The sequence below is a fragment of the Clostridioides sp. ES-S-0123-01 genome, from assembly GCF_020658415.1.
Lineage (GTDB): Bacteria > Bacillota > Clostridia > Peptostreptococcales > Peptostreptococcaceae > Clostridioides.
In genome coordinates this window covers 411,979-425,910 of the sequence record NZ_JACVWD010000003.1, presented here as the reverse complement: position 1 = coordinate 425,910, position 13,932 = coordinate 411,979, and the positions used below count along the sequence as shown (strand labels likewise).

Genomic DNA, 13,932 nt, shown 5'->3' with positions numbered 1-13,932 from the left:
TGACTAAGAGACGACTTTACCGCGTTACCACTCTTATTGATAAATACTTATACAACCTTCAAAATTTGTGAATTTTAGCCTTTATAGCTACAGGGATATTTTAATTTTAAAATCAAAAAAGTCCCTTAGCTTTACAGCTAAGAGACGAATTATATCCGCGTTACCACTCTTTTTGATAAGTAAGTACTTATCCTCTCAATCCCTTAAGGCGGGCAAACCAATTATCATACTAACTAAAACTTCTGATAATTTCCTCCAGAGCTCTCTTCACATAGACTTCATTGCTAGGCTTACACCAACCCCTAACTCGCTGTAAATCCATATATGCTACTTTCTCTATCACTGGATTTGTTTCCTTAAATTGTTAATACAATTGTACTTCCTTCTAATATTTTTGTCAATAAGTTTTTTATTTTTTTAATAATTTTATTTTCTAAAATTTAGATATTGTATTACATGCTTGTTGATATTATCCATATATTTATAAATAATGTATTTCTTATTTGTTTCTGTTCTTTAGGTAATTACAAATAATATACTTCTTATTTGTTTCTATTTCTTAAATGCTTATAAATAATATTTTTCTTTTTATTTCCATTATTTAAATACTTATAAATAATATTTTTCTTTTTCATTTTCATTGCTTAAATACTTATAAATAATATATCTTATATTTATTAAATTTTATATACTAAGTTAAATAATATGGATTATATTCTTCAATAAACAAGTTTTCAAATCTAAAGTTCGCTCTCTATCTTTAAACTTTATCGTAAACATGTTTCCATCTTTTTTGATTATTTCGCCTTCGTGAAATTTTTTATGGTATACCTTATCACCAACACCAATACTATCAATTTCTTTTTTAGTTGGAGATTTTATATCATTGATAAACAATGATTTATCAACTTTTTTACCATATTTATTTAAAGTAGAACTTATACATAGTTTTTCTTCAGCTCTTGTAATAGCTACATACATAAGTCTTCTTTCTTCTTCTAATTGTTCCTCTTTTTTTTCTTCCTTACAAATATCATATGATTTTTCATGAGGTATTGTTCCTTCATTTGCACCTATAATATAGACATTCCTAAATTCTAATCCTTTTGCACTATGCATAGTTGTAAATATAACACCATCAGTCTGTTTATTTTTGTTATTTTCCATTAACTCAATCTTTACTCTCTCAATATGGTCTAAAAACTCCGTCACTGTATTGAAATTTGTAGCAGAGCTCTCAAGTTCGTTTAATATCTCTACAAGCCCATTAGTCTTTATCTTTCTATTGCTACAGTAATCCAAGACATATCTATCATAATCAAGACTAGTTCTAATATAAGATATTGCATTTTTAGGATTTAAAGTATTCAAATAGCTCAAGTCTATCTCCAAATCTGTTATTGTTTTGACTTGTTTGGGATGAAGGTTACATTTGTTTATTAGTGCTGTTACAAAATCTTTTTCATCTTTAACCATATTTACATTATCTTTAGATATATATCTAAATGGCTTATTTATAATTCTTAACCAATCTTTATTTGATTTTGGATTAATACCTATTCTTAAATATGCTAGTATATCCTGACTTGCCCAATGGTCATATATTGTAATTACTGAATCTTTTACTACAAATGGAATTCTCATATCCATAAATACATCTACTAAGGCTCTTGACTGTATATTAGTTCTATAAATTACTGCAAAATCTGAATACTCTACATAATCCTTTTTTATTTCGTCAATTATTTCCTTGGCAATATGTAAAGCTTCTTCCTCTGAATCATATGGAGAAATATAACTCACAATGCCTCCCTTACCTTGACTACATTTAATAACTTTTTCATATCTATTTCTATTTTTTTCTATAAGCCTGTTTGCAGTATTTACTATTTCACTTTTAGACCTATAATTTACATCCAGCACTATTTTTTTAGTATTATTAAAATATTTTTCAAATTCAAGCAAAAAATCTGGTCTAGCTCCTCTAAAACCATATATACTTTGGTCTTCGTCTCCAACCGCAAATATGTTGTTTAGTGGATTACAAATTAACTTTAAAACCTCAAATTGCACTTTATTTATATCTTGGAATTCATCTATCAATATATATTTATATACATTCCTAACCATTTCTAAGGCTGATTTATTATTCAAAAGCAAATAATAAGTCTTTATAAGCATATCATCAAAATCAATCTTATTAACTTTTGATTTTTGCTCTTCATATAAATTATATACTTTTAAAAACTCATCTTTTGTCAACACTTCTGAGCTAAATTCATTCTTATCCATAAGTTCATTTTTTACATAAGATATTTCATTTATAACTTGACCTATATTTTCATCATCATCTGCATTTTCTATATTTAGACTTTTTAATATTGCCTTTATTGTTATCCTCTTTGACTTTTCATCAAATATGCTATCTAAATTGTACCTTTCAAAATACCTCAAAATCTTAAAAAACACAGAATGAAAAGTGCCATATGTTACCTTATTGAGTCTTATATCATCACTTAAACTCAATGCTCTATTTTTCATTTCTACTGAGGATGCTTTGGTAAAACTTATCGCCAATATTCTTGCTGGTGCTATATTTTTGTTTACTACCATATTAGCTATTCTATATGTAATTACCCTAGTCTTACCTGAACCAGGCCCTGCAAGTATCATGCAAGGCCCATCTATATGTTCAACTGCTTCTAGTTGATTTTCATTTAACTGTCTTATATCTATATTTGTTGTGATTATTACATCCACCACCTTAATTTATAATCATCCTATTTTCTTTTTTAATTATAAACTAAAAGTATCCTAAAAATACATTTAATTTTTCTTATATTAAACTATATCATCTCTATTTTCATAACATATCTTGAGTTCCTGTTTAATTTTATCACTTATATCTTGAGGAACAAATTCTGGTTTACCAATGTAATATCCTTGAATATAATCTATTCCAATAGCTACTAATGCTTCCATTTCACTTTTGGTTTCTACACCTTCTGCTATAACTTTAATATTTCTTTCTTTAGAATATGAAATAAGGTTTTTTAGTATTTTTCTTCTATCTTCATCTTTGTCAATACCTCTTACAATAGACATATCAATCTTCACATAATTTGGCATTATGTACAGTAGTACAGCATCGCCATTGTAACCTGTTCCAAAATCATCTAAAGCAATTTCTATATTCCACTGATTTATATACACTTTCTTTTTGTCAATAAAATCTTCACTAATCTTATCATTCTCTGTTATTTCTAGCACTACCCTATTTAGATAATTACCATATAAATCTTCTATTTCTTCAAAATCAACTTTTGATAAATTATTATTTGGTATAGAGTTTAAGAACAATTTACACACTCCAAACTGTTCCCTATATCTCTTAAAAGATTTAAGTGCTTTGAACCATGTGATACGTTCGATTTGATATAACTTAGACTGTGAACGAGCCAATCTAATAACATCCATTGGAGAACTAAAAGTTTCCATTTTGGGTCTCATAAGTGCTTCATATGCAAATACTTCACCTTTACAATCCACAATAGGCTGAAATGCATATTCAACCAATTGACCATCAATTAATTTATTTAACTCTTCTCTATTATGCAACAAGAATGAATCTTTATTATATATATTGACATCAAATTCACTTACTTCGCCTTTAATTGTATTTTTAATTTGATACATAGCAAAATCTGCATATTTCATTAGTTCATCATAGTTAGTTGAATCGCTAGGATACCAAGAAATTCCTGCTGATGCTCTTATTTTAAATTCTGTCCCATCATGAAGCTTTAATAAAGTATTATTCATCTGTGTCTTAACAGAGTTAATAATAGTTCTTATGCTATCTTTACTTTCATACCCATATATGAATACATAAAACTCATCCCCTGAAAGTCTAGAAACTATACCATTCCATGATATAAACTTTTTAAGTATATCTGCTGCACATCTAATATATTCATCACCAGCATCATGACCATAGGTATCATTAATATATTTTAAATTATCTAAATCCCACATTATAAATGCAGCTATTTTAATCTCTTTTTTATTTTCAAATTTTTCTCGTACTTGTGAATAAAAAGCTCTCCTATTTAGAAGATTTGTTAAAATATCAAAATCTCTTTCATACTCAATTTTCATTTTCTCAATAAACTCTTTTGTAACATCAACAACAACACCTAATATCTTTAAGTCATCTTCAACAATATTTAATCTTATCCACTTAGAAGTTTTATCTTTAGATTCAAATTTATATATGTATATATTTTCTGTCTTATAATTTTTCTGTAAATATGTATCCATTTCATTCATTTTTTTTATAAATTTACTTTTTGATATATATCCATATTCTTGAAATTCATCATCCGTAGTAAATATACTAAAAAATCCTTTTGTACAAAAAACATTATCTCCATTTTTATATAATTCAAAAGCTCCAATTGGCATATCTGCAATTTCAATAATTTGTGATAATTTTGATGAGGAATCTGCAACATTTGCACTAAGTAGCTCTATGGCTGAAGATAATTCATCTATTTCAGATATGTTTATTTTATCAAGATTTACTGGTTTTGATGGATTACTATTTCTAACTTTATTAACCAAAAGAACAATTGGTTTTGTAAACAATCTCGACGCAATATAAATACCTATAAGCCCTATCACTAAGGAAACTGCAACAGACACTATTACCAAGGTTTCCACTCTTTTTGAAAAACACAATAAACTTTTTTCTTCAATAATTCCCAAAAGAGCCCAACGCTCATTTTCAAATGGAGTATTGGAATTGTATAAATCTAAATATTGTACACTAGCATAAGTACTTTCTTTAATTTTACCATCATCTTCATTTTTAACTTTATATACATTTTTATAAGATTCTTTTTGCTCAAGGTTCGAATGTAAACCATCCCAAAATTTGTCTTTAAATGTATAACCATTCGAAACAACATTTTCAAATGCCAAATCATCATTTCTATCTACGCCTAAAATATAATTACCTTTTTTATTTTCATTTATCTCCCCATATGGAAGCAACTCTCTTAAATAATTTATACCTAAATCTATTCCAAGTACTCCATATACAGTTCCATCTTCATAAATAAGAGGAACTGAATATGTTATAACTCTATCGCCTTCATTTGTTAATAAGAACTGACTTCCCCAGTATCCTAAATTAGAACTTGATGTATTTGGATTATCAATTGCAGCTCTAAATGGTTTATAAAAGAAATTATCTCCTTTTTCCTCATTTTCACTTTTAAAGGAAAACTTTGGAGCCCAATAACTATCCATAGATATTCCAAAACTTCTTGCTATCTCTGAGGAGCCTCTTTCAATTAGCAAATCAGAATTATCATTTGGGTTAAATTTAGGGTCTAGGTCTCTTATATACAATCCTGTCTTACTTATTTCATCTTTACTATTTATTGAATCATATTCAATATCTTTGTTATTTAAAATTATGAAAGAACCTGTAACAGAATTTTTTCTCAAAAGATATATTAAATCTTTTGATATATTTTTTATAATTTCTTTATTAATTTCTTCGTTTATACCCACATCTTTAATTGAGACATTATTTTCATCTAAAACCTTTTTTACAGATGAGTTAATAGCTAGTTCTGTCTCGCTTGTCTTTGACCATCTTTGTAACATCTCATTTTGTATATAATTTTTACGATTAATTACTCTTTCATTTAAAATATCAAATGAATTATCATTTAGTCTTTTAATAGTTCCTCCCCATAAAATTGTGGCACAAAATAAACTTGTTTGAATTAGCATAACAATAATTAGAGGAAATATCATCTTTTTCATTATTGAGTTATTCTTTTTTAGATTATTTTCCATATTTATTCCACCCATACCTTTGTGCATTTTGGTACACGTTGCCAATTCACCTACTCTTTTACAGCATTTTCAAGCTCAGTCTTAAAATTTAAAAACCATGCTGAAAAATTTTCATTATTATTAAATTGTGCTACTGCATTCTCTTTAGAGGTTCCATTTTTTATTAATTCATTTATTTTATTTAAATCTTCTTTAGCTTTATCAATCATTGAATACTCAAGGATTTGTCTGGCTTTTGTCCCACCATCAAATGCTTTATTAGTGTACAACTTACAACTATTAATCTGTTCAATAGATGAAACAATTGAACTTTCCACTTTACTTGATACCTTTAAATCGTCTTTATTCATAACATCCTTTATAACATCCAAATTATTTGTTTTTTTCTTTACTGGTAGATATCCAGAAGCAATAGAGAATTTTACATTAGACTCTTTATCTGTAAACCATTTTAAAAATTCTACTGATGCATACTCTTCTTCTTTAGTAGATTTTGTTACAGCCATTCCTGCCCCTTGTTGTACAGCATATTTTTCTTTATCTTTAAAACGTGGAGCTTGAAAGACAGATGTCTCAATTTTATAACTCTCATTATCATTTAACATTACTTCATCTGGAAAATATGATGCTCCTGAACTAGAGCCAACAAGAGCTAGTATATCTCCTGTTTTTGCATCATCAGAACGGAATTTACCATAAGATGCAAAATATCCATTTATATATGGGACATAAAAATTATCCCATAATTTTTTCATAACCTTTTCATCAAGATTCAATGTAACTTTTCCATCTTTAACTGAAAAAATTTCTACTCCTAACTGCTTACTTCCTATAATAATATAATTTGCTAGAGCATCTCTTCCAAAAAATGCTTTACCATCATTAGGCTCTTTTGTTAAACTATCTGTCCATTCATAGTATTTCTTTGATGTCTCTACTAATCCTTCAATTGTTTGTATATCATTTATATTTGAATTTGTTGCTTTGGCAAACTTATCCCAATCTGTCTTATTTAACATCAAAATCTCAGTAGACTTTGCAATCGGAAAAAGCTTAAGTTCGTTATCAGAATTTAGTCTACCTTCATCTACATATTCTTCTATATACTCATTTAATTCATCCTTACTTATGTACTTATCAATATCTACTAGTAGTTTTAATTTATCCATTTCATATGCAGTATCTGAGTACGCTGCAAAAATATTTGGAACATCTTCAGAACCAACCTTTTTATTAGCAGAATCCAGCACCTTTTCAGATAAATCAACTACATTTCCCTGACTAAACGCTTCAACAATAATTCCTTTTTCAGCACCTACAGTGTCATTAAATTCCTTAACTAGCTTATCAAACGCCATTTTTTGCTGTCCATTATAATAATGCCAAATTTCTATTGATGTCGGATTTTCTGGATCTAGTTTATAACTCTCTTCCTTTTTCAAATCACACCCTGTAAGTAATAAAATAATCATTGATGTGATAATTAATTTTACAAATCCACTCCTATTCATAAAATCGACTCCTTCAAATGTATAAAATTTATTATAGCATTAAAACCGTAACTTAATTACTTATATTAATTATAAAATATTTACTGATATATTTAAATAGGACTAACAGTATATTTAAAAGCAACTAGAAAACAAATGATTACAAATATTGAAAATATACCTTTAGCATAATTCTTCTCTCTAAATGCACCAAATGATACCAAACCTTGTTGAATAGCCACTGTAATTACTAAAAGTGTCATTATTATATTAAGCTGAACTAACTTAAACAGATAAAGTAAAGAAAATATTACTAAAAGAACACATAATACAATACTAGATTTATTAATAATAGTAGTAATCTTATCTTCTTTTTTATGTTGTTTATTAGATTCTTTTAACTTCTCTTTATTTAAAGTTTCAACCTTTTTATTATACCTTGCCCTTGTTTTATCTTTATATTTTGTGTTTTTATTCTTATTACCCATTTATTTACTCACCTTTGATATCAATTTTAAAATTGAGTCCTTTCATAATTTAAATATTATATATTTAAGATACCATATATTTATCACAAAAAGGTAACTTACTAATCATCTATTTTTAATTTTCGCATAAAAAAGCTATCCCTTATTAGAAATAACTCTGTATTGAGATAGCTTATTTAACTATTTATTTTCTCCAACATTTTCTACATCATCGAACTTACTATCAACCAAGACTATATCAACTCTTCTGTTTTTTGATTTGCCATCTGGAGATGAATTGTCAGCTATTGGTCTAAATTCACCATATCCTACAGCAGACAACTTATTTGGTGCAATACCTGCACTATCAATAAGAAGTTGGACAACATTGGTTGCTCTCATGACTGATAAATCCCAATTAGATTTAAATTCAGAATTTTTTATAGATAGGTTATCTGTATGACCTTCTACTCTTATATAACTATTCATTTCATTTAACATCTTACCTATTTGAATAATCTTATCTCTAGAATCATTTATTATAACAGCTTTTCCAGTATCAAATAATATAGTATCTTTAAGGCTTATTACTAGCCCTCTATCTTGAGCTTTTAATGATACCGAATTTGCCAATCCACTTTCATTTAAATACTTTTGAATATTTTCACCAACTTCTTTAAACTCAGGATTTTGTAAACTATCTAGATTATTATTGTTTTGGTCAACTACTGGTTCTATTTTATTTTGTCCACCTTCAATAACTCCAGATGAACCACCAAATGCAGAACTTAGAGATTGAGATAATTGTTTATATTTCTCTGCATCAACATTACTCATAGAATACATTATGACAAAGAAAATCATAAGTAATGTTATGAGGTCTGAATAAGTTAAAAGCCATCGCTCATTATTTTCTTCTTTTTCGTCTTCATCATGTAACATAAATATTCCATCCTTTTATATTATTCAATTCTACCATCAGCTTCTCCAAGTTCAATTAATTCTTTTGAATTTAAAAATATCTTTAATTTTTCTGTCATTAAATTAGAATTATCTCCCTCAAGTATAGATAGTATCGCTTCTATCACTAAAAGTCTTTCATTAGTTTCTTGCTGATTTATAGCTTTAAGCTTTGATGCTATTGGTAACCAAATTAAATTGGCGGAACCAACACCGTATAAAGTAGCCAAAAACGCTACAGATATCTGAGGTCCAAGTGCATCTGGATTACTCGAAAGATTTCCTAAAATATGTACTAATCCCATAACTGTACCTATGATTCCCAGTGTAGGTGCATACCCTCCTGCTGAATCGAATATTGCTATTCCTTCTTTATGTCTTTTTGATGTTATTTGTATTTGAGATTCTAATATATTTCTTATTGTAGCTGCATCAACGCCGTCTACCATAAGTTCAAGACCTTTTCTAATAAATGGGTCCAATTCATCATTTTCGCTTATTTCTTTATCAATACTAAGAAGACCTTCTTTTCTGGCCTTGATTGCAATTTCTTTGAAATAAACTATGTTTTCTATATTGTTAGGCTTTTTATTTTTAAAAGCTAACAACATTATCTTTATGGACTTTTTGAATACAGGAAATGGTGTTGAAGCACCAACAGCCCCTATAGTTCCACCAAAAACAACAAGTGCTGATGAAAATACAAATAAGGCTCCAATGTGTCCCCCATCAATAACGAAAGCAACCACTAAAGATGCTATTCCCACTATAAAGAAAATTAAAGTTGTCATATATTACCTCCTTTCTTTAATTATGTCTGCTAGGTTGTTTTTATTAATAGACATTACAAAAAAGACTACCTTCAACAAGGATAGCCTTTGATAATTGGCGGAGAAGGAGGGATTCGAACCCTCGCACCGGTTACCCAGCCTAATCCCTTAGCAGGGGATCCTCTTGAGCCACTTGAGTACTTCTCCTTATTTCTATGCAATTAAATTATATAATAAAATTATATTTTAGTCAATTAATTTATGAAATTTAAGGTATTTTAAGTCATTAAATATCTATTTTCACTTTTTTACTTAAATGTAAGTTTGAAATATGGTAAAATTATCTTGCATAACGCTTATAATATTATTTACTAAATATACACACATTAACATATAGACATAAATCCTTAATTCATCATAAGTTATGCTTAAAACTAAAATAATATTAATCCAAGGAGGATTTTCCATGTTACCACAGGAAAGATATGAGAAGATTTTAAGTATTCTCGAATCAGATAATATAATTAAAATAAATGACATAGTCCAAATGTTTGATATATCAATAGAAACAGCACGAAGAGACCTAGCACATATGGAAAGTATTGGACTTTTAAAAAGAGTTTATGGTGGTGCTATACCAGTTATAGCAAGTAGCGTAGAACTTAACTATATTAAAAGAAAAAAAATAAATTCAAATGATAAAAAACAAATTGCTCTTAAATGTAGTGAATTTATAAATACAAATGACACTATTTTTATGGATACTGGAACTACTGTTCTTGAAGTTGCAAAAAGTTTAAAAGACAAAAAAAACTTAACTGTAATAACTAACTCAATTTTGGTTGCAAATGAACTTATGAATACTAATATAAAAGTATATGTACTTGGTGGATATCTTAGAGAAACTGAAGGTTCTTTTTCTGGACCACTTACATTAGCAGCCATTGAACAATTTAATGTTGATAAGGCAATTTTAGGTGCTGGAGGTATTACACTTGAAAATGGTATTTCTGACTATCACTTAGAAGAATCACTTGTTCGAAAAAAAATGATTGAAAGGTCTAGAAAGTCAATAGTAGTTGTTGAGCCACCTAAGTTTGGAATAAATTCATTTGCTTCTGTTGCTCCTATAGAGCATATAGATACTATTATTACATCTGCTAGTATAGACCACGACATAATTATAGAATTTTCTCAAAAAGGAATACCTTTAGTCATAGCTGATAATTAGCTTATATGATTGCTTTTTAGTTCCTTATAAAATATCATTGATTAAAGTTAAGGAGCCAAATAATTATTTATTTAGCTCCATTTATACCTAAACTATACAGTGTTTTTACTATGTCACTATGTCTTTTTTTATTTACCTTATTTTTTTAACTTAACTCTATTTTTTAATTTAGCTTAACGCTTACTTTAACATTAATTCTTTTATACAACCTCTTTTTTCATTTTACTACTTTGCTCTTCTTCTGCTGTTAAATCTTTTGTCATTACCATAGCAAGTGCAATCGCCAATACTCCACCAACTAACTTTCCAATTACAACAGGTGTAATCATCTCTGGCACTACTCCTGCTGTAAATCCTAGGTGATCACCTAGTGCTGCTGTTGCACAAACTAACCATGCTGTATTTACTACTTTTCCCTTTGGGCTCATGTCTTTCATCATTTTATACACTGGAATACTATTAGCTAAAGTGAAAACTAATCCAGCTGCACTTGTTGCATCCATACCTAATTTTCCACCTATTGCTGTAAGTGGTTTATTTAAAACTTTAACTAATAAATGTAGTATAGGAAAAGTACCCAATAATACTATTGCAATACTTCCAATTACTTGAATACCCTCTCTTATAGGTGTCATTCCTTTTATAAGTACTACCCCTGTTATTTCTTGAAATGCTGCTGCACCTAATCCTATTGTTATCAATATAGATATAATTTTTCCAAAAACTAAAGACCCATTTATCATAAGTGTTGAGTTTACTTTCAGACCTATTGCTAATATTACTGCTAATATTATTACTGGCACCATATTTATAATCACCATTGATAAATTAAATCCTGCTATCATTCCTCCTACAATCCCTCCAAAAGGTATTGTTATTAATCCTATTAATAACCCTTTTGCAAAAAATGGTCTGTCTTCATACTCTATAAGGCCTAATCCTACTGGGATTGAAAATACAAGTGTACACCCAAGCATTGATGATACAACTAATCCTGCAAGCATCCCTGCTTCTTTATTGTGTGCAAGTTCCATCGCTAATGGATATCCTCCCATATCATTTGCTAATATGGTTGCAAACATAGATGGGTCTGCTCCACATAAATTGAATATTGGTATTATTACTGGTCCTAATACATTTGAGATAACTGGAGCTAAACAAACTATACCAACCATCCCTAAAGCTAGTGGACCCATTGAATTAAAACCTTCTTCGAATTGTTCACCAAGACCAAATTTATTTCCAATTATCCTATCTAATGCTCCTAAAAGCACCCCTACAGCCATTATATATAATATAACTTTATCAAAGGGCATATTTAATTCCTCCTATACATGTAAATACTATGTTGTACTTTAATTAGCACACATCTTTTTGGTATCGTTTTCCCAGTTCATAGCTCTTTTTACTGCTTGATTCCATCCAAGCAAAATTTCTTCTCTTTTTTGTTTTGTCATATTTGGAGTGTATTCTTTACTTATTGTAAACTCATTTCTAATTTCATCAATACTATTCCAAACACCACAGGAAAGACCTGCCATATATCCTACTCCAAGCACTGTTGTCTCAGGATTTTCTGCAATTTCAATTGGTATATCTAATATATCGGATTGAAACTGCATTGTAAAATTATTTTTTGTAATTCCACCATCCACTCTTAGCATTTTTATATCCTTTCCTGAAGCTAAATTCATAGAGTCAACAACATCTTTGACCTGAAGTGCAACAGATTCAAGAGTAGCTCTTACTATATGCTCTTTCTTAGTACTGCCTGTTATACCAACCATTGTACCTCTTGCATATTGGTCCCAATAAGGTGCTGCAATCCCTGCAAACGCTGGAACAAAATATACACCACCAGTACTTGGTATTGAGTTAGCCATATCATCAGTTTCTGAGTAATTTTTTATAACTCCAATTCCATCTCTAAGCCACTGTATTGCAGCACCTGCTATATATACTCCGCCATCATAAGCATATGTAATTTTGTCTCCTATTTTCCAAGCAACAGTTGTTAATATACCATTACCCGCTATTTTCAACTCTTCACCTATATTCATATATAAGAAACATCCTGTTCCATAAGTATTTTTAACCATACCTGGCTCAAAGCATCCATTTCCAAATAGAGCTGCTGGCTGGTCAACCATCGAAGCAGTAATTTTTATTGATACACCACAAAATGCCCCTTTGTCTGTAGTCCCAAAATCACCACTTGTAGGCATTATATCCGCTAAAATACTTCTAGGAACTCCTATAATATCAAGTAATTCTCTATCCCAATTCATATCTCTTATATTAAAAAGCATGGTTCTTGCTGCTGTAGAAACATCAGTTAAAAAAGACTTTCCTCCTGTCATTTTCCAAATTAACCAGCTATCTAATGTTCCAGCAAGTACTTCTCCATTTTTGATTTTTTCTTTTACACCTTTTACATTATCTATTATCCATTTAATTTTTGTCCCTGAAAAATAAGGGTCTATGATTAGTCCTGTTTTATCTATTATCTTATTTTCTAATCCTGGTATATTCTTTAAATTTTCAACATAATCATAAGTTCTTCTGCACTGCCATACAATTGCATTGTATAATGGCATACCTGTATTTTTATCCCATAGCATTACTGTTTCACCTTGATTATCTATACCTATTCCCTTTATATCACTTTCATCTATTCCACTTTTAAAAGCTTGTTGTAGTACATTATTACTTACAGTTTTTGTGTTATTCCAAATTTCTATAGGGTCATGTTCGACGTATCCAGATTGTGGATAGATTTGAGTATGCTCCATATAATCACTAAAAACAAACTCTGATTTTTCATTTATTAATACTGCTCTTGTTCCTGTTGTTCCTTGATCAATTGCTAATACATATTTCACTTTAAGCGTCCCCCTTTATTTTCAGAATTAATAGATTTTTTATTATTTTTTGAATATAAAATCTATTCAACTTATTTATATTCTATATCATCTTGGGGATTTATACAATATTTATTACAATATTTTTTGTATATTTTTACTTTTTTTGATTGTTAAAGTATTTTAATTAAAATATTATTGCAATATTATTAGTTTTATTCTATAATCTAGTTAAATTAACACATAAACTTTTAATATATGCACATAAACAGTCATCATAAA

Annotated in this window: 9 protein-coding genes, 1 tRNA gene and 1 other annotated feature; of the genes, 1 reads left to right on the top strand and 9 read right to left on the bottom strand. The window is 28.8% G+C overall.

The window, feature by feature from the left end; genetic code table 11:
* Positions 1–137 precede the first annotated feature (137 nt).
* Positions 138–352, bottom strand: a binding site (T-box leader).
* 344 nt (positions 353–696) lie between these two features.
* The 7 genes from IC175_RS08895 to IC175_RS08865 all read right to left on the bottom strand — a co-directional run bounded on the left by IC175_RS08895 (position 697) and on the right by IC175_RS08865 (position 9,765).
* Complete coding sequence (locus IC175_RS08895) at positions 697–2,763, bottom strand: ATP-dependent helicase (RefSeq protein ID WP_227824733.1); 2,067 nt, start codon at positions 2,761–2,763, stop codon at positions 697–699.
* A gap of 78 nt (positions 2,764–2,841) precedes the next feature.
* The gene (locus IC175_RS08890) at positions 2,842–5,871 is read right to left on the bottom strand and encodes an EAL domain-containing protein (RefSeq protein ID WP_227851444.1); all 3,030 of its coding nucleotides are present in this window, start codon (positions 5,869–5,871) and stop codon (positions 2,842–2,844) included.
* A 50-nt stretch (positions 5,872–5,921) separates the two neighbouring features.
* Positions 5,922–7,382: an extracellular solute-binding protein gene (locus IC175_RS08885; protein WP_227824731.1), complete on the bottom strand. Its 1,461-nt coding sequence runs from the start codon at positions 7,380–7,382 to the stop codon at positions 5,922–5,924.
* Positions 7,383–7,474: 92 nt separating this feature from the next.
* Entirely contained in the window at positions 7,475–7,849 is a 375-nt protein-coding gene (locus IC175_RS08880; protein WP_227433426.1) for a hypothetical protein, read from the bottom strand.
* Positions 7,850–8,029: 180 nt separating this feature from the next.
* Complete coding sequence (locus IC175_RS08875) at positions 8,030–8,770, bottom strand: flagellar motor protein MotB (protein ID WP_227433427.1); 741 nt, start codon at positions 8,768–8,770, stop codon at positions 8,030–8,032.
* Positions 8,771–8,790: 20 nt separating this feature from the next.
* On the bottom strand, positions 8,791–9,579 hold the full coding sequence (locus IC175_RS08870) for a flagellar motor protein (RefSeq protein ID WP_227433428.1): 789 nt from the start codon (positions 9,577–9,579) through the stop codon (positions 8,791–8,793).
* 95 nt (positions 9,580–9,674) lie between these two features.
* Positions 9,675–9,765 (bottom strand) — tRNA-Ser (locus IC175_RS08865).
* 259 nt (positions 9,766–10,024) lie between these two features.
* Here IC175_RS08865 and IC175_RS08860 point away from each other — a divergent pair.
* Positions 10,025–10,789 carry a DeoR/GlpR family DNA-binding transcription regulator gene (locus IC175_RS08860; RefSeq protein WP_227433429.1) on the top strand — a complete coding sequence of 255 codons (765 nt, stop codon included), beginning with the start codon at positions 10,025–10,027 and terminating at the stop codon, positions 10,787–10,789.
* Between the two features lie 200 nt (positions 10,790–10,989).
* Here the strand turns inward: IC175_RS08860 and IC175_RS08855 are convergent, their stop codons facing one another.
* Positions 10,990–12,105, bottom strand: coding sequence for an ethanolamine utilization protein EutH (locus IC175_RS08855; RefSeq protein ID WP_227433430.1), 1,116 nt, complete (start codon positions 12,103–12,105; stop codon positions 10,990–10,992).
* Positions 12,106–12,144: 39 nt separating this feature from the next.
* Complete coding sequence (gene glpK, locus IC175_RS08850) at positions 12,145–13,671, bottom strand: glycerol kinase GlpK (protein ID WP_227433431.1); 1,527 nt, start codon at positions 13,669–13,671, stop codon at positions 12,145–12,147.
* Positions 13,672–13,932 lie beyond the last annotated feature (261 nt).